The organism is Streptomyces sp. NPDC050121 (assembly GCF_044460385.1).
Taxonomy (GTDB): Bacteria; Actinomycetota; Actinomycetes; order Streptomycetales; family Streptomycetaceae; genus Streptomyces; species Streptomyces soliscabiei.
Genome location: NZ_JBITJV010000046.1, coordinates 23598 through 43578, shown reverse-complemented (window position 1 = coordinate 43578; position 19981 = coordinate 23598). Strand labels below are relative to the sequence as shown.

At 72.3% G+C, this 19981-nt stretch carries 21 protein-coding genes; 12 read left to right on the top strand and 9 right to left on the bottom strand.

Annotation, left to right across the window (positions count from 1 at the left end; all coding sequences use genetic code 11):
- Window positions 1–128 precede the first annotated feature (128 nt).
- Window positions 129–1775, bottom strand: coding sequence for a glycoside hydrolase family 13 protein (locus ACIBTS_RS42075; RefSeq protein ID WP_399326236.1), 1647 nt, complete (start codon window positions 1773–1775; stop codon window positions 129–131).
- A gap of 248 nt (window positions 1776–2023) precedes the next feature.
- Between ACIBTS_RS42075 and ACIBTS_RS42070 the strand changes: the two genes are divergently transcribed.
- Window positions 2024–2998, top strand: coding sequence for an LAETG motif-containing sortase-dependent surface protein (locus tag ACIBTS_RS42070; RefSeq protein WP_399326234.1), 975 nt, complete (start codon window positions 2024–2026; stop codon window positions 2996–2998).
- Between the two features lie 120 nt (window positions 2999–3118).
- Here ACIBTS_RS42070 and ACIBTS_RS42065 read toward each other — a convergent pair whose 3' ends face one another.
- The gene (locus ACIBTS_RS42065) at window positions 3119–4081 is read right to left on the bottom strand and encodes a nucleoside hydrolase (RefSeq protein WP_399326232.1); all 963 of its coding nucleotides are present in this window, start codon (window positions 4079–4081) and stop codon (window positions 3119–3121) included.
- Window positions 4082–4384: 303 nt separating this feature from the next.
- Between ACIBTS_RS42065 and ACIBTS_RS42060 the strand changes: the two genes are divergently transcribed.
- A complete protein-coding gene (locus ACIBTS_RS42060) occupies window positions 4385–5206 on the top strand; it encodes a hypothetical protein (RefSeq protein WP_399326230.1) in 822 nt (273 codons plus the stop codon).
- Window positions 5207–5308: 102 nt separating this feature from the next.
- Here the strand turns inward: ACIBTS_RS42060 and ACIBTS_RS42055 are convergent, their stop codons facing one another.
- Together ACIBTS_RS42055 and ACIBTS_RS42050 are read right to left on the bottom strand one after the other, a co-directional pair.
- The gene (locus ACIBTS_RS42055) at window positions 5309–6082 is read right to left on the bottom strand and encodes a GAF and ANTAR domain-containing protein (RefSeq protein ID WP_399326228.1); all 774 of its coding nucleotides are present in this window, start codon (window positions 6080–6082) and stop codon (window positions 5309–5311) included.
- Between the two features lie 89 nt (window positions 6083–6171).
- Window positions 6172–6483: a hypothetical protein gene (locus ACIBTS_RS42050; protein WP_399326226.1), complete on the bottom strand. Its 312-nt coding sequence runs from the start codon at window positions 6481–6483 to the stop codon at window positions 6172–6174.
- Between ACIBTS_RS42050 and ACIBTS_RS42045 the strand changes: the two genes are divergently transcribed.
- The 3 genes from ACIBTS_RS42045 (at window position 6482) to ACIBTS_RS42035 (ending at window position 8071) form a co-directional block, all read left to right on the top strand.
- Window positions 6482–7213 carry a hypothetical protein gene (locus tag ACIBTS_RS42045; RefSeq protein ID WP_399326224.1) on the top strand — a complete coding sequence of 244 codons (732 nt, stop codon included), beginning with the start codon at window positions 6482–6484 and terminating at the stop codon, window positions 7211–7213. The two genes, ACIBTS_RS42050 and ACIBTS_RS42045, sit on opposite strands and share 2 nt — an antisense overlap.
- A 133-nt stretch (window positions 7214–7346) precedes the next feature.
- On the top strand, window positions 7347–7742 hold the full coding sequence (locus ACIBTS_RS42040; protein WP_399326222.1) for a VOC family protein: 396 nt from the start codon (window positions 7347–7349) through the stop codon (window positions 7740–7742).
- Between the two features lie 41 nt (window positions 7743–7783).
- Window positions 7784–8071 (top strand): hypothetical protein, encoded by a 288-nt coding sequence (locus ACIBTS_RS42035; RefSeq protein WP_319676779.1) that lies wholly within the window; start codon window positions 7784–7786, stop codon window positions 8069–8071.
- Between the two features lie 124 nt (window positions 8072–8195).
- Here ACIBTS_RS42035 and ACIBTS_RS42030 read toward each other — a convergent pair whose 3' ends face one another.
- From ACIBTS_RS42030 to ACIBTS_RS42020, 3 genes are read right to left on the bottom strand one after another with little or no spacing between them, the layout of a single operon-like run.
- The gene (locus ACIBTS_RS42030) at window positions 8196–8849 is read right to left on the bottom strand and encodes a tetratricopeptide repeat protein (RefSeq protein ID WP_399326220.1); all 654 of its coding nucleotides are present in this window, start codon (window positions 8847–8849) and stop codon (window positions 8196–8198) included.
- A gap of 43 nt (window positions 8850–8892) precedes the next feature.
- Entirely contained in the window at window positions 8893–9336 is a 444-nt protein-coding gene (locus ACIBTS_RS42025; RefSeq protein WP_399326218.1) for a nuclear transport factor 2 family protein, read from the bottom strand.
- Window positions 9337–9365: 29 nt separating this feature from the next.
- The gene (locus ACIBTS_RS42020) at window positions 9366–10709 is read right to left on the bottom strand and encodes a tetratricopeptide repeat protein (RefSeq protein WP_399326216.1); all 1344 of its coding nucleotides are present in this window, start codon (window positions 10707–10709) and stop codon (window positions 9366–9368) included.
- Window positions 10710–10871: 162 nt separating this feature from the next.
- Here ACIBTS_RS42020 and ACIBTS_RS42015 point away from each other — a divergent pair, with 162 nt between their 5' ends.
- Both ACIBTS_RS42015 and ACIBTS_RS42010 read left to right on the top strand, forming a co-directional pair.
- Window positions 10872–11096 carry a hypothetical protein gene (locus tag ACIBTS_RS42015; RefSeq protein ID WP_399326214.1) on the top strand — a complete coding sequence of 75 codons (225 nt, stop codon included), beginning with the start codon at window positions 10872–10874 and terminating at the stop codon, window positions 11094–11096.
- A gap of 231 nt (window positions 11097–11327) precedes the next feature.
- Window positions 11328–12122, top strand: coding sequence for an NPP1 family protein (locus tag ACIBTS_RS42010; RefSeq protein ID WP_399326212.1), 795 nt, complete (start codon window positions 11328–11330; stop codon window positions 12120–12122).
- 221 nt (window positions 12123–12343) lie between these two features.
- Here ACIBTS_RS42010 and ACIBTS_RS42005 read toward each other — a convergent pair whose 3' ends face one another.
- The gene (locus ACIBTS_RS42005; RefSeq protein WP_399326210.1) at window positions 12344–13516 is read right to left on the bottom strand and encodes a hypothetical protein; all 1173 of its coding nucleotides are present in this window, start codon (window positions 13514–13516) and stop codon (window positions 12344–12346) included.
- Between the two features lie 210 nt (window positions 13517–13726).
- Here ACIBTS_RS42005 and ACIBTS_RS42000 point away from each other — a divergent pair, with 210 nt between their 5' ends.
- Both ACIBTS_RS42000 and ACIBTS_RS41995 read left to right on the top strand, forming a co-directional pair.
- Entirely contained in the window at window positions 13727–14170 is a 444-nt protein-coding gene (locus ACIBTS_RS42000; RefSeq protein ID WP_399326208.1) for a hypothetical protein, read from the top strand.
- A 386-nt stretch (window positions 14171–14556) separates the two neighbouring features.
- Window positions 14557–15477: a hypothetical protein gene (locus ACIBTS_RS41995; protein WP_399326206.1), complete on the top strand. Its 921-nt coding sequence runs from the start codon at window positions 14557–14559 to the stop codon at window positions 15475–15477.
- On the opposite strand, the gene ACIBTS_RS41990 is transcribed toward ACIBTS_RS41995, so the two are convergent.
- Window positions 15374–16720 carry a PLP-dependent aminotransferase family protein gene (locus ACIBTS_RS41990; RefSeq protein WP_399326204.1) on the bottom strand — a complete coding sequence of 449 codons (1347 nt, stop codon included), beginning with the start codon at window positions 16718–16720 and terminating at the stop codon, window positions 15374–15376. The genes ACIBTS_RS41995 and ACIBTS_RS41990 overlap by 104 nt on opposite strands.
- 82 nt (window positions 16721–16802) lie before the next feature.
- Here ACIBTS_RS41990 and ACIBTS_RS41985 point away from each other — a divergent pair, with 82 nt between their 5' ends.
- The 3 genes from ACIBTS_RS41985 to ACIBTS_RS41975 all read left to right on the top strand — a co-directional run bounded on the left by ACIBTS_RS41985 (window position 16803) and on the right by ACIBTS_RS41975 (window position 19938).
- The gene (locus ACIBTS_RS41985) at window positions 16803–17615 is read left to right on the top strand and encodes an alpha/beta fold hydrolase (RefSeq protein WP_399326202.1); all 813 of its coding nucleotides are present in this window, start codon (window positions 16803–16805) and stop codon (window positions 17613–17615) included.
- 104 nt (window positions 17616–17719) lie between these two features.
- A complete protein-coding gene (locus ACIBTS_RS41980; protein ID WP_399326200.1) occupies window positions 17720–17959 on the top strand; it encodes a hypothetical protein in 240 nt (79 codons plus the stop codon).
- A gap of 29 nt (window positions 17960–17988) precedes the next feature.
- A complete protein-coding gene (locus tag ACIBTS_RS41975; protein WP_399326198.1) occupies window positions 17989–19938 on the top strand; it encodes an FUSC family protein in 1950 nt (649 codons plus the stop codon).
- Window positions 19939–19981 lie beyond the last annotated feature (43 nt).

Sequence of the window (19981 nt, the reverse complement as noted above, 5' to 3'; positions counted from 1 at the left end):
TCGGGCACACGAGGAAACATGTGCCTCCACTGGGGACCGACGAGGTGGCCGTAGCGGAATGTTTCACTTCCAGTTCGCGGGACGCGGCCGGCATCGGCCGGGGGCGAGACCTTTTCCCGGGACAGGTCCTAGGCCAGCCAGGCCGTCGTGTCCGGGGCGAGTCGTCCGTCGCCGGCCAGCGGTGCGCTGCTCAGCAGCACCTCCCCCGGCGGCAGCGGCACCGGCGCGGCCGACAGGTTCGTCACGCAGCGCCAACCGTCGCAGCGCGCGAAGGACAGCACACCCGGCGGGGTTTCGAGCGCCCAGGTGAGCTCCTCGCCCTCCAGCAGCTTGCGGCGCAGCCGCAGGGCCGTGCGGTAGAGCTCCAGCGTGGAGCCCTCCACGCCGTCCTGCGCCTGGACGGCGTACCGCGCGAAGTACAGGGGCTGCGGCAGCCACGCGCCGGCCGCGCCGAAGCCGTACGACGGCCCCGTCGTCGTCCACGGCAGCGGCACCCGGCACCCGTCGCGGCCCTTGCTGGCGCGGCCCGTCTGCTCCCACAGCGGATCCTGCAGCACCTCCACCGGCAGGTCGGCGACCTCGGGCAGGCCCAACTCCTCGCCCTGGTAGACGTACGACGAACCCGGCAGCGCCAGCATCAGCAGCGTCGCCGCGCGGGCCCGGCGCAGGCCGGCCGGCTCGTCGACGTGCGGGGCGCGGCCGTCGGAGAGGAGCCAGGCGTTCTGGTCCGTGCCCGGCGGGAGCATGAGGCGGGAGGGGTGCCGGACGACGTCGTGGTTGGACAGGACCCAGGTCGCCGAGGCGCCGACGGCCCGGGCGGTGGCGAGGGAGTCCGCGATGACCGCCCGGATCTGTTCGGCGTCCCAACTCGCCTGTAAATACTCGAAGTTGAAGGCCTGGTTGAGTTCGTCCGGGCGGGCGTACAGCGCGCGGCGGGCGCCCGGGACCCAGGCCTCGGCGACGGCCGTGCGGGGCGGGGTGTAGGAGTCGAGGACGCGGCGCCAGTCACGGTAGATCTCATGGACCTCGTCGCGGTCGTAGAAGGGGTGGGTGCCGGGCGGAAGGTGTACGAGGGCCTGCTCGCCGCTGAGTTCGGGGTCGCCCAGGTCGCGCAGGGGGTGGGCGAGGTCCTTGGCGAGGGCGTGGGCGACGTCGACGCGGAAGCCGTCGACGCCCCGGTCGGACCAGAAGCGCAGTGTGGTGCGGAAGTCCTCGCGGACCTCCTCGTGGCCCCAGTTGAGGTCGGGCTGCTCACGGGTGAAGAGGTGCAGGTACCACTGGCCGTCGGGGACGCGCTGCCAGGCGCTGCCGCCGAAGACCGACTGCCAGTCGGTGGGCGGGAGTTCACCGCTCGGGCCGCGTCCGTCCCGGAAGACATAGCGGTCGCGGGCCGGGGAGCCGGGGCCGGCGGCCAGCGCCTCCTGGAACCAGACATGCCGGTGGGAGGTGTGGTTCGGCACGAGGTCGACGATCACCTTCAGGCCGAGCCGGTGGGCCTCGGCGGCGAGGGCGTCGAAGTCGGCGAGAGAGCCCAGCCGCGGGTCGACGTCCCGGTAGTCGGCGACGTCGTAGCCGCCGTCGGCGAGCTCGGACGGATAGAACGGGGAGAGCCAGAGGGCGTCCACGCCGAGGGCGGCCAGGTGGGGCAGCCGGTCGGTGACACCGCGCAGGTCACCGAGGCCGTCGCCGTCGGCGTCCGCGAAGCTGCGCGGATAGACCTGGTAGACGACGGCCTGACGCCACCAGTCGGGATTGTGGGAGGAGAAGTCGGTCATGGGGAGATGACTGTCCAGATTGCCGGGAAGGCGAACGCCCTGACCGTTCGGAACAGATCATTCCGTACGCGGGGAAATTGTGACGAAGATTTGAACTCCGCTGTGTTTGGAGCAGGTTGACAGCGATCTGGCGTCCACACGACGATGGGGCCACACCGTGGCCCGTGACCGACGGGCCCCGTGTTTCTTCTGATCTGACCAATCGGATCCGACCGACCAGCCCTGGCACTCGCCAAGATGGGAAACACATGTCCATAGCGAGACGTGTCACCGTACGCCGCCTGCTGGGGACGGGCGCCGCTTCGCTCACCCTGTGCGCCGCCTCCGTCGCCGCCGCCTCCGGGGCCTTCGCCGGCACCGGGGCGCCCGGCGGCGACGGCTGGAAGTCCGGCGGCCAGTACCAGCCGGGTACCGGCGCGGGCACCGAGACAGGCACCGACCGCTGCCAGTTCTCGCTCGACGGCACCAAGTTCTTCGACTCCGTCCGCGTCGACGACCAGAATCTCAAGCCCAGCAAGGACGGCAAGGTCCACATCACGGTCCGCGCCGCAGGCGACGCCACCACCTGCACCGCCTCCCTCGCCTCCTACCTCGCCCACGGCGCCAGCTTCGGCACCTCCGGCGAGCAGGTCTTCGTCGACTTCGACAGCGTGACGGTCAAGCCGGGGCAGACCGACACCCTCGACATCGCCGTGCCCGACGCCGGCTGCTACGCGCAGATCGACCTCTACCGGGGCGCGGTCAAGTTCGACGGCAAGCTCGACGCGAAGGACGGCTTCGTCCACGGGGACCTGCCCAAGGGGCCGGACCGCCCGGTCATCAAGGACAAGCTGATCGCAGCCTGGAACGGCGGCACGAAGGACTGCACGGTCACCGAGCAGCCGCCGTCGTCCCCGCCGGCCGGCGGTGGCGGAACGCCGTCGACGCCGTCCTCCCCGTCGCCGTCGCAGCCGACGGCGCCGTCGCAGTCGCCGTCCACGAGCACGTCCGCGTCGCCGTCGCCGTCCGCGTCGGAGTCCGAGTCGGGCACGCCGTCGCCGTCCGCGTCCGCGTCCGAGTCGACCGCCCCGCCGGCGGCCACGCCGAACGGCGGCGGCGGTGACCTCGCGGAGACCGGCGCCAGCAGCAACACTCCGTTGATCGCGGGTGGGGCCGCCGCCCTGCTGGCGGGCGGCGCGGCCATCGTCGTCGCGACCCGCCGCCGGAAGGCGCTGCGCGGCTGACACGCGCGTCGGGGGTCTGGGGGCTCTGCACCCAGGCCCCCGTTCGGCCCTTGAAGGGCCTCGTCCTCAACCTGCCCCAAGACGAGGCAGGTCACGCAAGGGCGCCTGACAGGACATCGCTCAGGCGCCCTCGACCGTCGTCAGCCACAGCTTCACGTAGCGCTCCACGTCCACGTCCAACGCCACGTCCACGAGGGGCTGTTCGCGTACGCCCTCGTGGATCTCGGCCTCGCCGGGGCGCGGGCGGCGGTCGACGATCGTCTGGCCGCGGGCCGGGCCGGGGGCGAGGGAGACCTCGACCGGGAGGAGCTCGGTGGTCAGGCCCGCCGGGTCGGCCACCGCGCAGACCGCGCCCGCGTCGCCGAGGCCGCCGGTGGGGGTGGGGTCGCCGGAGGTGGCCGGGTCGCGGTGGGCGAGGAGCTCGCCCGCGAGGCGCAGGCGGGGCTCGCCGCTCGCCCGCAGCCGTGCCACGTCCGCCGCCGGGACCAGGACCCGCTTGAAGACGTCCAGGCCGTACATCGTGATCGGCACCCCTGCGGTGAGCAGGACCGCCGCCGCCTCCGGGTCGTGCCACACGTTGAACTCCGCGACCGGCGTGGCGTTCCCGGTCGTCACCGCGCCGCCCATGAACACGATCCGCTCGATGCCCCGGACCACCTCCGGGTACGTACGCAGCAGCAGCGCGATGTTCGTCAGCGGCGCGGTGGGGATCAGCGTCACCGGGCGCGGGGAGGCGAGGATCTCACGGCGCAGCAACGTCACCGCGTCGACGTCCACCGGCCTGCGGGTCGGCGCGGGCAGGCCCAGGTCGCCCATGCCGTCCTCCCCGTGCACATGCCGGGCCACGCGGACCGGTTCGATCAGCGGGCGCTCGGCGCCCCGGGCGACCGGGATGTCCCCGGCGCCCGCGTGCTCCAGCACGGTCAGCGTGTTGCGGACCACGCCGTCCACGTCCGTGTTGCCGGCCACGCAGGTCACCGCCCGCACGTCCAGGCCGGGATGGCGGACGGCGAACAGCAGGGCGAGGGCGTCGTCGACACCCGTGTCGCAGTCGATGATCACGGGAATGGGCTGCTCGGTCACCTGACACTCCTTCCGCACCACCGTCGTTCCCGACCCTATGCGGACGCCTCCCCATCCCACACCCCGGACCGGCACCACGCGCCGCCACCCGTCACTGACGCCAAGCCCCGCAAGCCGGACCCGCCCCCGGCCACCCGCGCCCATCACCCGCCACCCGCCACCCGCCCGCAGCAACGCCGGTAACCCGTACGGCCCGCCGCGCTGGTCGCACCGTGGCGGCGGTGTTGCCGTGAAGGGAGGCACCCCCGCACCCCGCACCCCCGCACCCCGGCATCCCCGCGCGTACTCCTGGAGGCACCCCCGATGGCCCGTCGTAGCCGTGGTCGTACCCGTCGCCGTACCCGTGGCCGTACCGTCCTGACCTCCACCCTTCTCCTCGGCACCGTCGCCACCGTCGCCGCCGGCTGCGCCACCCTCGGTCTGGAGCACCCGCCGACCGCCGCCCCCGCCATCCCCACCGTCGAGCGGACGTCGGCCAAGCCCACCGCGCCGGCCACCGCCCCCGGCCTCACCGAGGCGCAGGCGCACGCCGCTCTCATCACCGACACCGACCTCGGCGCGCCCTGGATCCCCACGCGCGGCGCGGCCACCTGGCGGGACGGGATGCTCAAGGCGACCACCTCCACCCCCGCCTGCCAGAAGCTCCTGGACACCCTCTACACCGACGAACTGCTCGGCGGCCCCGCCCGCGCGGTCGTCGGACTCGACGACCCCGACACCGGGGCCCAGCTCCGCTACCAGCTCACCGGCAACAGCCCGGCGGCCGTGGACCGCACGCTGGCCTGGCTGAAGACGATGCCGCGGACGTGCGCCCGGTTCGCGGCCAAGGCCACCGGCGACACCGTGCTGGACGTGCAGGTCTCCGAGCTGGCGCTGCCGAACGTGGGCGACGTCCGCCAGGGCCTGCGCGTGACCCTGACGGTCTGGGCGACGGCCGAGGAGAACTCCGGCGGCGATCCGACCGTCCTCACCCTGGACGTGGCCGCCGTCCGCGCCGGCGAGGACGCCTTCGCCCTCACCAACGGCGGCCTCGCCGACGCCCCGAACGAGGCGACGCAGGCGGCCGTCCAGCTCGGCGTACGGCGGCTGGCGGACGTCAGGAAGCAGGGAAAGGTGCAGGTCTGAGAAACGGGAAACGTGCAGGTCCGGGAGACGCGCAGGTCCGGGAGACGCGCAGGTCCGCGAGACGCGCAGGTCCAGATGACGTGCACGTATGACGACCGCGGCTCAGACGGTCGAGTCGTCGTCGAAGCGGGTCCGCTGGGCGACCACCTCGTGGGCCAGCTCCAGCACCGACCGGCCCTTCGCGAAGGCCTGGCCCCGCAGCCGGGCCAGCGCCTCGTCCGCGGCGACGCCGAGCTGCGCCATGACCATGCCGACGGCCCGGTACACCTCGCTGTGGTCGGTGGCCAGCGGACTCAGCCAGAAGCCCGCGCCGTCGGCACCGTCCCCACCGTCCGAGCCGTCCGCTCCGCCTTCGCCGCCCTCGCCGCCGCTCCGCCCGGCCCTCGGCAGGGCCACCAGCGCCGCCGTCACCACGTCCGCCACCATCCGCGCCGTGCGCACCTCGTCGCCGCCGAGCTCGCCGGGGACGTCCCGGTACAGGTCGAGGGTGCCCACGCACACCGCGCGGTCGCCCAGAGGCAGCGCGTACACCGACCGCACCCCGACGGCAGCCGCCTGCTGCGCGTACACCGGCCAGCGGCAGGCGTCACGGTCCGAGGTCAGGTCCGGGGCGGCGACCAGCGAACCGGTCTGAGCGGCCTCCAGACAGGGGCCGTCCCCCAGCGTCACCTGCATCTCCATCACATACGCCGCCCGTCCACCGCTCGCCCCCAGCGGTACGGGCATCCCGTCACCGCACAGCGACACGCTCGCGCCGCTCACCGGCAGCAACTTCAGCACCGCCTCGCACAGCCGCTGCGGCACGTCCTGCGGACCGGCCCCGCGCAGCTCCAGGGAGATGACGTCGGCGACCCGTTCCCGCTCCTGGTCGCCCACGGCCATCGCCTCCGTCCACGGGCCCGCTCACATCCTGTGACCGCCGGGTACCCCCCGCCCGCCGGGAAAACCGGTATCCGCCACGGCTTCTACGGCTTCCCGTACGGGTCCGCGGGCAGCTTCACCTGCGCGACCCCGCCCGCGACCCCGCCCGCGACCCCAGCCGCGACCCCGGCCCCGACGCCGACCGCCACGCCGACCGCGTCCAGCACCGGCGGCCAGGCCTCGTCCGAGCCGAGTGTCCCCTTCGGGCGCCAGGTGCCGGTGACGGTGACCCAGGTGTCGCGGGCAGGCCGTCGTCGTCCGCGCCCCGGATCTCGATCTTTCCCGTGACGGCGTCGGCGGCGCAGCAGGTGACGACGCGCAGTTGTCCGCCGTGGCTGCATAGGATCACCGGTCATGACCTCCGGCAGGCTGGGCGACCTGATCGCCATCGGTTTGATCGACCGCCTCGACGCGCATGACAGGATGCTCCTGGAGCGCCGCGCGCGTCTGAAGTCCGCTGGCGAGGAGCCTTTCCCTCTGGATCCTCGCGGCTGGTGGTACGCGGTGCCCGGTGCGACGTACGAGGGGCTCTTCGAGGCGCTCGGCCTGCACGACCACTTCCCGGTCACGCTGGACGAGGGCGCGGACATCGAGGACCTGCCGTTTCGCAGGGATGCGCTTCCCACCTTCATCACGCCTGAACTGGACGGCTGGCGGCTGATCTTCGGCAACCTTGTCGATCTGGTCGGCCTCGGGTGGGACGAGTGGATGGGCGCGGTGGAACGGCTGAGCGCCCACTGCGGCGAAGCGCAGATGTTCTACGAGGACTCGGCGGCGGGTGCCGACATATGGGCGGTCGCCCACCATGGCCGCATCCGCCGACGTTACGCGGCAGGGAGCAGGCCGGAGTGGATCGGCGACCCGCTTCCTGCGGAGGAACTCCGCATCGGCGAAGCCGACTCCGATGCGAAGCTCGACGGCGCTGTCCCGAACGAGGGGATGGCGAGCGTGGACCAGGCTTGTGGACGGTTGTCCGTCGATCCCCGCGCCATCGGCGCCACGACTCGTATGCGTGGCCACGGCTGGCTCTCGCTCAGCCAACCGGGAATCGGCCACAAGAACCTGAACGCTCTCGTACACCTGTGAGTCGGCGCTCTCCGTCACCGGCGACGGCTGCGAAAGCCGGAAGGTCGAACTCTCGGGCCTTGACGGCTGCCGTGAGCGTCACGTTGGGGCTACAGCAAGGCGGCGAGTCGAAGCCCTCGGTTATCTTGCACCGGTGTCAACGATCAAGCAGTTCCAAGTCACTTTCGACAGCGCGGAACCTGAGCGCCTCGCTCGCTTCTGGTGCGAGGTGTTGGGGTACGTTCTGTCGCCGCCGGAGGGGTCGCCTCCTGAGGATCAGGGCTCATGGGCCGCCTGCGTTGATCCCTCAGGTGTCGGCCCGCGACTGTTCTTCCAGCGCGTTCCCGAAGGCAAGGTCGTCAAGAACCGGATGCATCTGGACGTGCGGGTCGGCACCGGCCTCGTGGGCGAAGAGCGCCTCGCCAAGCTCGAAGCCGAGTGCACACGGCTGCTCGCGCTCGGCGCGCTGCGCGTGCAACTCCTGTACGACGGCCACGATTCGTGCATCGTGATGCAGGACATCGAAGGCAACGAGTTCTGCGTCGACTGAGCGTCCTCCGGGCAACGGACTCGCGTGAGATCATCCGATCTATGAGCAGCGACCTGGAAATAAGCGCTCTGGCGATCAACGTCACGATCCCGCAGGCGCTCCGCTGGACGGACACTCGACGCGGTGAGACGTTCACCCTGACCACGCTCAACGTCCGGCTCCTCCCGGACGGTCACCTCGCCGCGAAGGCCTACGGCCGGCCGGTCAACGGTGGCCGGGGCGCATACGTCTCGTTCCCGGTTCCCGACAAGCCCGAGCTGGCGGCCCTGGTCGCCGAAGCCGCCGGCCGCGCCGGAGGGCTGTGGGCCGCCCATCGCGGGCTCGGCTAGGGCCTGTTGCGGGCGAACGGTGGCGGGCCCGGACCGGTGCGTCGACTACAAGCCGGCCGGCCGCCGAAGTTCGACAAGACCGACTACCGCGAGCCGCATGCCGTCGAGTGCGGAAGCAATCGTCTCAAGCGTCACTGCGGATCAGCGTGCGGGCTTGCTCGATCCATCCGGAGACGGCCTTGGCGCCGCAGCTTTCGGCGACCGATCGCGCTTCGTCGAGGTGCTGGAGCGCCGCCGATGGGTCGCCGGTTTCGGCCGCGAGGTAGGCCAGCGCCACCAGGCCCGCCGCTTCCCCGGGCCTGAAACCGATCTCCCGGCGCAGTGTCACCGATTCGGTCAACCGCTCGCGGGCCTGATCGAAGTGGCCTGCGTCCCTGTCAGCGAAGCCGAGATGGCGAACGGCATAGGACATCGTCATCCGGTCCTCGACGGATTTCGCCAGCTCGTACGACCGCTCGAAGTACGGCCTGCCGGCGGCGCCGTCCCCCTTGACCACCTGATGCCAGCAGCCGACCCAGAACAACGCGTCCGCCTCACCCGACGCGTCCCCCAGACGCTCGTACAACTCGGCCGCGCGCTCGAACAGCACCAGTTCCCGGCTGTTCTCCTCGCGGTCGTTCAGGAAGCGGACATGCAGTACCTTGCCCCGTGCCAGGGAAAGCGGCGCCTCGACCGCGTCCAGCACGTCATCGGACCGCTCCAGCGCGGACCTGTCCCCGCCGAACATCGCCGCTTCGAACAGCTCTCCCGCACGTTCGATCCAGTCCTGCCCATGCATACCCGAACCCCTCCCCGTCGGACGATGACAGCGCCGAGGTTATCTACGAACCGTTCGTGTGCAACGCCGCGATGAGGCGGTCGAGGTCTCCGCGTGCCGTGTACGTGCGGATCGGGTCGATGTAGTCGCGCGACTCGATGATCCGGCCGTCCCTGACGCGCATGACGAAGACGCAGGGCACCTTGGCCGTGGAGTCGTCCGGCAGCGTGAACTCGTAGGCGAACTCGGCGACGATCACCTCAGGGTCAGCGGTCTCGTGCACGACGACATCGACGACCCCTCTCTTCGGGAGGGACGCCCGGGCTTCCGGCGGCACCGTGAAGTGCTCCTGCAGCGCGCGCCGGCTCGTCAACGGCTCGGACTCCGGCGTCGCCATAGGGTGGCGGACATCGGTGACCTCGCCGTACAGGTCAGGCAGATCGTCGAACTTTCCCCCGGCGACCCCATGAACAAGCCGGAGAAACACCTCGCGCGGACTGAGACTCACAAGATCTCCCGAGAGTTGCGAACAGGCCGCTACAGCGGCGGTTGTGCCGGGGCCGGGCCCAAAGTCGTCGTGCCCGGGGCCGTGCGGTGGCCGAGGCCGGTGCGGTAGGCGTCCAGGGCGGCCTCGACGCGGCCCGTGCGGCGCAGCAGGTCGCCGAGCATGCGGCACAGGTCGGCCAGGTCGCCTGCCGCGCCCGCGCGCTCCAGGAGGCTGAGCGCCCGCACATAGTGCTCCTCCGCCGCGTCCGTGTCCCGCGTGTCCTCGGCGATGATGCCGAGCAGCCGGTGCGCTCCCGCGGCGTGCACCGCGCCGCGCTCCGGCGACAACTCCCCGAGGACGTCGTGCAGCAGCGCCGCGGCCTCCTGCGACCTGCCCCGGCGGTGCAGGACGTCGGCCAGTTCGACGGCGACCTGGCTGCTGTAGAGGGCGGCGCGCTGGGCCGACAGCATGGCCTGGGCCGCCTTCAACTCGTCTTCCGCGCGCTCCAGTTCGCCGTTCTGCGCGTAGACGTAGCCGCGCATCCAGTGGCAGTTGGCCAGCTCGGTACGGAGCTGGAGCTGACGGTAGAGCTCGGCGGCCTTGGCCAGTGAGGCGTCGGCCTCCGTGAGGCGGCCCTCGGCGAGCAGGGTGCGGGCCACGGACCGGTGCATACGGGCGACCAGCGCGGGGTCGCCGACCTGGGGCGCGAGGGCGAGGGCGAACTCGGCGGCCTGCGCGGCGCGGGCCTGCGCGCCCATGTCCATGTACGGGCCGATGACGGAGGCGTAGAGCAGCAGCAGTGCGTCGGGGTCGTGCAGCCCGCCCCGGTTGAGCTCGTCGAGGGTGGACTCCAACAGGTAGACCGCGTAACGGAGTTCACCGGCGAGGTAGTGGGCGACGGCACGTCCGCGCAGGGCGGGGACGCGGGCGGGCAGCGGGGCGTCGGCGAGGGCGCTCTCGGCCCGCTCGAAGAAGCGGCGGGCGGCGTCCAGGTCGCCCGTGTCGATCCCGCACTCCCCGAGCCCGAGCAGCGCGGTGGCCTGCTCCTCGGCCAGCCCGTGCTCCTCCGCCTCCGCGAGCAGGTCCGTGTACTGCCGGGCCGCGTCCTCGGCCTCCCCGGTGGCCAGCGCCCGCTGGGCCTCGGTGAGCCGGAGCCGCAGATCGGTGACCAGGCGGGCGGGCCGGCCGGTGGCGAGCTCCTCGAAGTCGACGCCGAGCCGTTCGGCGATGTGCTTGAGCGCCTCGTCGGAGGGCCGCACCCGGCCGGCCTCCAGCGTGGAGATGTAGGCAGGGGTGTATGTGGGCTCGGCCAACTGCCGCTGTGTCAGGCCCCGTTCGATGCGCAGGCGCTGCACCCGGCGCCCGACGACCTCGGGCTCGTCCCGCTCTGCCACGCCCCGGCTCCCCCAACTCCCCTTGAACCTCTTGCCGGTGGACTATCTCAGCCCCTAGGTTAAACAGCGAGTTAAGCACGCTTAATAGCTGGCTGACGTGAGTTTCGCAGTCGCCGACGTTGCGAGGTCGCCGTGCCCGGTAGCACATCCGCACGCCCTTCCGTGCCCTATGTCAGGGCCGTAGCGGCCGCCCTGCTGACCATCGTGGCGCTGATCACCGCGGCCAACGTGGGCCCGGCCAGAGCCACCGGCACCGCACCGACGTCCCCGAAGGCGTCCGGCGAGCGGGTGCCCGAGAAGGAAAGGGTGTCCGGCGCGGACGCGTCCGGGGAGAGCGGGTTCGGGGAGGGCGGGACGCTTCCGGCGTCCGGGGGCTCGCGGAGCTGAGCGCAGCGCAGCGCAGCGCGCCGGTGCGCCGATGCGCTTCGTCCAGGCCGTCGCCGAGGGCGCCCTCTTCGACGCGATCTTCGGGGCGACCTTCGGGGCGATCTTCGGGGCGCTTCGCCATGGCCGGCGGCGGCTCACAGGTTCTCTTGATCAGTTCGGCGAAAAGCCCACGCGAGTTCGTAGAAAAGCCTTTCTTCAGCGCCTTCGGACTGCCAGTCTTCGGGCGCCTGGATGTCATGTCCGGGACGAGTCCATCGTCGACTGGAGCCTCCCGTGCCCCACCGCCTCGCCCGAGCCGCCGCCGTCGCCGGCAGCGCCGCCGCCCTCGCCGTCGGCCTGACCGGCAGCGCCTCCGCCGGCGTGCTGCAGAACCTGCCCGAGAACGCGACCGCGTTCCAGAAGACCTTCGAGCCGGTCTACGACTACGACTCGGACAGCTGCTACCCGGCCGCCGCGATCGACCCGAGCGGCAACCTCAACGGCGGCCTCAAGCCGACCGGCCCCGTCACCGGCGAGTGCCGCAGCGGCCACCTCGGCAAGGCCAACACCTACTCGCGGGCCAAGTGCAACAACGGCTGGTGCGGGATCGTCTACGCCAGCTACTTCGAGAAGGACGAGGCCTCCCCGGGCATCGGCCACCGCCACGACTGGGAGTGCATGGTCGTCTGGGTCAAGCAGGGCGCGGACACCCCGTCCTACCTGTCCGCCTCCGCCCACGGCGGCTTCAGCACCCACCCGATCGCCGACGTCCCGATGAGCGGGCAGCGCGTCGAGGCCGTCTACCACAAGGACGGCGCGTCCACCCACGCCTTCCGCTTCGCCAAGTGGGGCGAGACCCCGGAGAACGACACCGGCGCCTGGCACCAGGAGAACCTGATCACCTGGGACAATATGGCGGCCGGTCTGCGCGACAAGCTGAACGCCTCCGACTGGGGCAACGCGAATCTCCCCCTCCAGGACTCCAAGTTCGCCGACCACCTGAACAAGGCCAAGCCGAGCGGCATCACGTTCGACCCCTACGCCTGAGACACCTGCGGCTGAGACACCTGCGGCTGAGACACCGCAGAAATTGATCTACCGCAGAAACATCGATGTACCGCAGAAAAATTGATTGCCCTGATGGAGAGGGCTGTCAATCAACTCTCCCGTTGCGAATCTCGGTGTCGTCACGCCGGATCCCCTGGTGTGCGGACGGGCCCCACTTCGCAACGGGAGAGACCAACCCGTTGAAACGGCGGCATCCGGCGTCACCCCTGGGTCTGCAACTGCCGCAACTGCTGCTGGACGTGGTCCAGCGCGCCCTCCCGGCGACCGGGCACCCGGGCCCGCAGCTCCGCGAGCTCCGGCCCCAGCTCACGGGCGCGCTCGGCGACGCCGATCCGCCCCCACTGGTGGTGCGCCCGGTCCACGGCCGCCTCCACGGCAGGCGCGTCGACCGGCTGCCCGGCCTCCAGCCGAGCCACGGCCACCGCCATCCACGTACGGCAACTGCGCTCGGCGTCCCCCGCGAACATCGCCAGATCCGCCCGCACCTCGGCCCAGTGCAACGCCTCCTCCGACCCGCTCCCATGCGACGCGGCGGCGGCCTGCTCCCACCGCGCGGCAATCACATCAGCGTCCACATGCCGCCCAGCCTGAACAGCAGCGGAAATACGAGCGTGCGGATCACCCTCCGCCCCCTCCGAAGAAGTGCGAGGCCGCTCCCCTCCGGACCGATTCGCAGGCCCGGGGACGACAGCCCCCGAGGAACGGAACCGGGCAGGGGCGGCGGGGGCGGCAGGGGTGGTGGGGGTGTATAGCAGTAGGTCGGTGGTTTCGCCCTCGCCTCCGATTCGGGACAGGGCCATCTGGTGCAGTTGCTCCAGTTCAGGCCGTCCGCCGCTGCGGAGTATCGTCGCGACGGCCTTCATGTACGAGGGCGAGGCGACAGTCCGCCGGCCCCGCGCAGGCGGCTGTGCCACCCGCCCGTACATGGCGACCCCGACCCCGCAGTCCAGCACGTTCCCGCGCAGCCACTCCCACACCTCCGCGTCCGCCCGCAGATCGAGCACGACCGTCGTCGTCCCGGCCGCCCGCAACCGCAGCTCCTCCCGCAACCAGTGCCACGGCAACGCCGTGTACCGCACGGTCGAGGGCGTCGTACGGGCCAGCGCCAGATGCGGCAGCCGCTGCCGCCGGTCGAGTTGCAGCTGCCCGGCGACGAACAACGTCAGCGGCCCGGGCGCGGCCGCGGCGGCCCGCAGCCGCGTGAGCACGGCCTGTGGCTCCAGCGGATCGGCGAGCTCGACGACGTTCGCGGTGTCGGTGCCGGCCAGCACCGAGGGCGGCACGGCCGCCAGCACGGGGAGCACGGAGGCCGCGTCCACCAGACACCCCTTGCCCGCGGGCGAGGCCGCCAGCAGCAGCACGGTTCCGGGCATGGCCCCCTCCTGCACGGTCCCCACGGTCCCCTCCCCTCTCGATCGCGTACGTCAGCACCGTAACCGCTGCTGCTGCAAAGGGGGGCCTCAAGGGGCGCTTCCTGAGACTCTCCGCACATCCCGTGTCACAACCCTCTGCATCCGACTTGCCACCGTCCCCGCCCAGGTGTGCCCTGGTAGGCAGGGGCGAGGAGAGAGAGGAGTCCTCTCATGGCTCATGCGGCACCCGCGTCAAGCATTCAGACGCCCACCGGGACAAGGACGCCGGACGTCTTCGGCGAACGGACCCACCGGATCGCCCAGTGGGCGGTCCCCGGCACGCTCGGACTCGTCTACGGCTACTGGGTCGCGGCCAACAACCGCTCGGGCGGCCCCATCACCGGCTGGAACGTCCTGCTCGGCTTCGTGAGCGCGATCGTGTTCGCGGGTCTGTACATGGGCATCCACGCCCTGGCCCCGCACATCCGGCGCGAAGTGCACGCCCTGCTGTGGACGGCGTTCGCGGGCTGCGCCTTCGGTTTCATGTACAGCGAGACCGGCGCGACGGTTCTGCGCTCGACGGGCATGGCACTGGCCGTCTCGGTGGTCGTCTTCGCGACGCTGTTCTACCGCTACTACACGCGCGAGGACGCGGAGGGACACCGCATCCGCTGACGCGCACACGCATCCACTGACGCACCGGCAAGAGGGACACGCAAGAAGGACGTCAGGGGACCCACAAGAGCCCCGGCATGGTGGCCGGGGCTCCTGCGTTCCCTCATCCCTCCACTCACCGGCCGACCGGGATCCAGTCCCGGTCATCCGACGAGGTCCAACCCCCGTGCGTACGAGCGGCCTCCGTTGAGCGGCCTCCGTTGAGCGGTCTCCGTTGAGCGGTCTCCGTCTCCTCACCACCAGGAAACACCCGTTCGGGTGATCCCTCCACCGGAGCAGCCGAGGGGCCTGCCATGCGTGGACCACTCATGGGGGCCACCAGTGCGGGCCACTCATGTGGCCCCGCCCCGCTCGCGCGCCCCGGCCCCACCCCGTTGCCTGGTGTCGTGTCCCCAAGCCTGCGGACCGCCGCCTCGGCCGTCCTGATCGCCGTGTCCTGCCTCCTCGCGCCGTTCGGCACGCTGGCGGCCTGGGCGGCGTACGACCTGACGGACACCGGCCGGTACGTCGCCACGATGGGGCCGCTGGCCTCCGATCCGGCCGTGCGCGACGCGGTCGTGGACACGCTGGGCGACGGCGTGGCCCGCGAGGCCGGCGTCGAGGACGGCCCGAACCGCCTGTTCATCCGCGACGCCGTGCGCTCCTTCACCGAGACCCGCGCCTACCGCACCGCGTGGGACGCGGGCAACGAGGCCGCGCACACGGCGGTGATGAGGGCGCTCAACGACGACAGCGCCGACCGCGGCACCCACGGGGTGACCATGGACCTCGCCGCCGTGACGACCCCCCTCAAGCGTCAACTCACCGTAGACCACATGCCGTTCGCCGACAGCGTCCCGGTGGAGCACACCCGTGTCGCGCTCCTCCCGCCCGACGAACTGGTCGCACTCCGGAAGGGCTACCACGTGCTCGACGTAGCCGGTTTCTGGCTGCCGCTGGCGGCCGTCGTGTTCGCGGTGGCCGGCATCGCGGTGGCGGCCGTCCGCCGTCGGGCGATCACGGCGACGGCCCTCGGCACGGCCCTGGGCGGCGCGTTCCTGGGTCTGGCCGTCGCCGTCGGCCGGCGCCTCACCCTCGCCGGCCTTCGCGACGCGGCCCACCGCCCGGCCGCGGCCGCCGTCTACGACGCCCTCACCGCCACCCTGCGCACGGCCTCCTGGATCCTGCTCGCCGTGGGCCTGACCGTGGCGGCGGCGACCTGGCTCACCCACCCGCACTCGCCGTTGGCCCGGCTGCTGCGACGCCGGCGAGGACCCGCAGCGCCCACGCCAACTCCCCCTCCGGAGTCGACGCGAGTCCGAGCCTGACCGCGTCCGGGGTGCGATGCGGGTCGACGGCGAAGGCGGTCCCCGGCGTGACGGCGATGCCGTGCGCGGCGGCAGCGGCCGTGAAGGTGTCCGCCCGCCAGGGCGCGGGCAGCTCCCACCAGGCGAAATAGGCGCACGGGTCGGTCCGCACCGTGAACCCCTCGAGCTGCTCGGCGAGGATCTGCTGCCGCCGCATGGCATCCGCCCGCTTCTCCTCGACGAGCCGCCGCACCACCCCGTCCGCCGCCCACCGCACGGCCGCCTCCACCGCGAACCGCCCCGCACTCCATCCCCCGGACCGCATCGCACCCGCCACGGCCGCCGCCCGCCGCTCCGGTACGACGAGAAAGCCGACGGTCAGCCCCGGCGTGACCCGCTTGGACAGCCCGTCGACGACATGGACGAGCCCGGGCGCGTGCACGGCGAGCGGAACGGCGTCCGGGTGCAGAAAGGACCAGATGCGATCCTCGACGACCGGGATCTGCAACTCGCTTACACAGAGCCCCAGTTGTCGTCGCCGCTCCTCGCTCATGCGCAAGGAGGTCGGGTTGTGGAGGGCGGGCTGGAGATAGAGAGCGGACAGCGGACCGGCGCGATGGGCGGCGGCAAGCGCGTCGACCCGCACTCCCTCCGCGTCCCCCGCGACCGGCACCAGCACCACCCCCAACCGCCCGGCGATCTCCTTGACCAGCGGATACGTCAGCTCCTCCACCCCGACCCGGCCGCCCGGCCGTACCAGGGACGCGAGGGCGGCGGCGATGGCCTGACGGGCGTTGCCGGTGAAGAGGACCTGGCCGGGCGCGGGCCGCCACCCGGGAAGCGCGAGCAGGTCGGCGGCTGCCGTACGGGCGGCGGCGGTCCCGTCGGCGGCGCCTGGCCGCATGACCTCGGTCAGCGCGTCCCCCCGCAGCAGCGGCGCGAGGGAGGCCGCGATCAGCTCCGACTGCCCGGTCACGGACGGGTAGTTGAGCTCCAGGTTGACGGGGGAGTCGGTGGTGGCCGTCTCGACGAGCGCCCGCCCCTGCGCGACGGCCGGCGCGGCCCGCACGAACGTCCCCCGCCCCACCTCGCCCACCACCAGCCCCCGCCGCACGAGTTCGCCGTAGACCCGCCCGGCCGTCGACGGCGCGATGCGATGGCGTCGCGCGAACCACCGCTGTGGCGGGAGCTGTTGTCCGGGGCGCAGCCGCCCGGCGGCTATGTCGCCCGCTATGCGGTCGGCGATGGACCAGTAATCCTGCACGTGAACGCGCCCTCCCCTGACATTGCACCGAGAGCAAAGATCTCATTGCACCGAGATACGGACCGACCCTAAGGTCGATCACATGCCCCCCTTCTCCGCATCTCTCGCATATGAGGACAAAGGCCTGTCCTCCATGGATCCGGCCGTCTCCCGGGCGACGGCGCCCCTGGTCCTCATCCACGGCCATCCCTTCGACCACACGATGTGGACCCCGCAGGTCGAGGCGTTCTCCGCCACCCGCCGGGTGATCGCCCCCGACCTGCGCGGCTACGGCGCCTCCCCGGTCGTCCCCGGCATCACCCTCCTCTCCCGCTTCGCCCAGGACATCGAGGAGTTGCTCGACGACCTGAAGGTGGACGCCTTCGTCCTGGCCGGACTGTCGATGGGCGGCCAGATCGCCATGGAGTGCTACGCCCGCTTCGGCGACCGGATCCGCGGCCTGGTCCTCGCCGACACCTTCCCGGAGCCGGAGACCCCCGGCGGCCGGCGCATCCGCAACGAGATGGCCGACCGCCTCCTGGCCGAGGGCATGCGCGGCTACGCCGACGAGGTCCTGGAAAAGATGGTCGCCCCCTACGCGGCTCCCGCCGTCAAGGCGCATGTCCACCGCATGATGACGGCGACGCCCCCCGAGGGCGCGGCGGCGGCCCTGCGCGGCCGGGCCGAACGCCCCGACTACCGGGACCTGCTGACCCGCGTCACGGTCCCGTCGCTGGTCGTGGTCGGCGCGGACGACGAGTACACGCCCGTAGCGGACGCGCGGGCCATGCACGCGGCCCTCCCCGACTCCGCGCTGCACATCATCGAGCGCGCGGCCCACATGCCGAACCTGGAGCGGCCGCAGGAGTTCAACGAGGCGCTGACGGCTTTCCTGGCCCGGGTCGACGCGTCGTAGCCCCTGCCTCGCCGCATCGCGCCGTCCTGGAAGGCAGCGGGACGGCAGCGGGAGGGCAGCGGGAGGGCAGCGGGAGGGAGGGGAACGGAGCAGGATGGGGCGCAATGGAGTGGGATGGGGCGGTATCCGGTGCGCCGGGTCGGCGGGACTCCGCCGACGCGCCCGCGCGACGGCCCCGGCCCCGGCTGTTCGGTGTCCGGTGCGCGGGGCAGCTGCTGCTGGCGGGGGTGAGTCTGGTCGTCGGGTGTCGGGTCGTCGACACCGACGCGGTCACGCCCGTGCCGCAGCTCGACGGCACCGACCACCGCGCGCTGCTCGTGAACCTCACCCTCCACCAGGGATGACGGACCGCGGGGGTGCTCATAATGAGGCCATGTCCCGCGAGTTCCCCATCGGCCTCACCCCTCCCGACTGGCTGGTGCGGAACCTTCGGCCCCAGCAGGCGCCCGTCAACCGGGCCGCCGTCGCCCGCGCCGCGATCGCCATGACGCTGCCGTTGGTGATCGGCCTGGCGGCGGGACAGCCCGCGTACGGCGCGCTCGCCTCCATGGGCGCCCTGTCCGGCGTCATCGGCGACACCGCCGACGCCTACCGGATGCGGATCCTCAACATCGCGATCCCGCAGCTGTTCGGGGCTGTCGGCATCACCCTCGGCAGTGCCGTGTACGGGCAGGGGTGGGCGGCGGTGGCCGTCGTCACCGGCGTGGCGCTGGTCTCCGGGATGATCTCGACGATCGGAGCCGTGGCGTCCGTCGCCGGGCTGCTGCTTCTGCTGAACTCCGTCGTGGGCGCCGGGCTGCCGATGCCGGGCCAGTGGTGGCTGGCGCCCCTCCTGATGAGCGGCGGCGGGCTGCTCGTGCTCCTCCTCGCCCTGCTGGCCTGGCCGCTGCGCTCCGGGGTGCCGGAGCGCAGCGCGGTCGCCGCCACCTATCGCACGGTCGCCGACCTGCTGGCCGCCTGCGGCAGCGACGTCCCCGGCGAGTACGAGGACGCCCGGCACACCGTCACCCAGTCCCTGAACCAGTCGTACGACCTCGTCCTCGCCCGTCGCACCCGGCACCACGGGCAGAGCGCCGACCTGACCCGGCTGATCGCCCAGTTGAACGCCGTGACCCCGGTGGTGGAGGCGGCCCCCGCCGCCCATCTGAACGGCCGACCGCTGCCGGCCGAGGTCCCCGAAGCCGTACGCCACCTCGCACGGGCCGTGGGGACCGGCTTCACCGGACCGATAGACCTCCACCTGCCCACCCCCGGGTCGGAGACCGCCCGCGCCGTCGACCACGCCCTGCGCCACGCCGCCGAGGTGGTCGCGGCGCCCGACATCGACCCGCGGGGCTTCGACGACCGCCTCGGCCGTCCGGCGGCCCTACGCGTGCGCGCCGCCCGCGCGGCCCACGACGTCGCCCTCTCCGCCGGCTCCTGGCGCTACGGCCTGCGCCTCGCCCTGTGCATCGGACTCGCCCAGGTCCTCGTCTCGACCGTCCCCGTGGCCCGCTCCTACTGGGTGGCCCTGACCATCACCTTCGTCCTGAAACCCGACTTCGGGTCCGTGTTCTCCCGGGCCCTGCTGCGCGCCCTGGGCACGGTCGCCGGGCTGGTCGTCGCGGCGGCGGTGCTGTCGCAGGTGCCGAGGGGCTGGTGGGACGTCCCGGCGATGCTGCTGCTCGCCCCGCTGATCCCCGCTCTCACCCCCCGCGGATACGGCTACCAGACGGCGGCCATCACCCCGGTGATCCTGCTCCTCTCCGACATCCTGAACCACCAGGGCACGGGCCTGCTGCTCCCCCGCCTGGTGGACTCGCTGATCGGCTGCGCGATCGCGCTGGTGGCGGGCTATCTGCTGTGGCCGGAGAGCTGGCACACCCGGGTCGGCGACCGCCTCGCCGACACGGTCGCGGACACCGCCCGCTACGTCGACGCCGCCTTCGGCCCGGACGTCGACCCGGCCGCCCGCGCCCGCATGCGCCGCCGTCTCTACCGCGACCTGTCCGTCATCCGCACCGAGTTCCAGCGCGCCCTGACCGAGCCCCCGCCCACCGGCCGCCGGGCCGCCGCCTGGTGGCCGCTGGTCGTCGCCGTGGAACGCATCGTGGACGCGACGACGGCGGCCCGGGTCCGGGTGAAACACGGAGCCGGACCGCCGTCGGAGCCGGAGGTCGGTCAGGTCACGCGGCAACTGCGGGAACTCGCCGAGGGCCTGCGCGACACGGAGGTCCTGTACCCCGTCCGCACGGACCTGACCGGCCCGCCCGGCAGCGTCCTGGAACCCCTGCGCCAGGAGGTCGCCGCGGCGAGGGCGATCACCTCACCGCAGCGGACCTGACGAAGCACTACCAGGACCTGTCCTGGAACCTGTCCCAGGACAG

Bases quoted from the DNA above. Each gene is read 5' to 3' on its own strand.
- ACIBTS_RS42075 (WP_399326236.1), bottom strand. From the start codon at position 1,775: ATGACCGACTTCTCCTCCCACAATCCCGACTGGTGGCGTCAGGCCGTC.
- ACIBTS_RS42070 (WP_399326234.1), top strand. From the start codon at position 2,024: ATGTCCATAGCGAGACGTGTCACCGTACGCCGCCTGCTGGGGACGGGC.
- ACIBTS_RS42060 (WP_399326230.1), top strand. From the start codon at position 4,385: ATGGCCCGTCGTAGCCGTGGTCGTACCCGTCGCCGTACCCGTGGCCGT.
- ACIBTS_RS42045 (WP_399326224.1), top strand. From the start codon at position 6,482: ATGACCTCCGGCAGGCTGGGCGACCTGATCGCCATCGGTTTGATCGAC.
- ACIBTS_RS42050 (WP_399326226.1), bottom strand. From the start codon at position 6,483: ATGACCGGTGATCCTATGCAGCCACGGCGGACAACTGCGCGTCGTCAC.
- ACIBTS_RS42035 (WP_319676779.1), top strand. From the start codon at position 7,784: ATGAGCAGCGACCTGGAAATAAGCGCTCTGGCGATCAACGTCACGATC.
- ACIBTS_RS42030 (WP_399326220.1), bottom strand. From the start codon at position 8,849: ATGCATGGGCAGGACTGGATCGAACGTGCGGGAGAGCTGTTCGAAGCG.
- ACIBTS_RS42010 (WP_399326212.1), top strand. From the start codon at position 11,328: ATGTCATGTCCGGGACGAGTCCATCGTCGACTGGAGCCTCCCGTGCCC.
- ACIBTS_RS42005 (WP_399326210.1), bottom strand. From the start codon at position 13,516: ATGCCCGGAACCGTGCTGCTGCTGGCGGCCTCGCCCGCGGGCAAGGGG.
- ACIBTS_RS42000 (WP_399326208.1), top strand. From the start codon at position 13,727: ATGGCTCATGCGGCACCCGCGTCAAGCATTCAGACGCCCACCGGGACA.
- ACIBTS_RS41985 (WP_399326202.1), top strand. From the start codon at position 16,803: ATGCCCCCCTTCTCCGCATCTCTCGCATATGAGGACAAAGGCCTGTCC.
- ACIBTS_RS41980 (WP_399326200.1), top strand. From the start codon at position 17,720: ATGGAGTGGGATGGGGCGGTATCCGGTGCGCCGGGTCGGCGGGACTCC.
- ACIBTS_RS41975 (WP_399326198.1), top strand. From the start codon at position 17,989: ATGTCCCGCGAGTTCCCCATCGGCCTCACCCCTCCCGACTGGCTGGTG.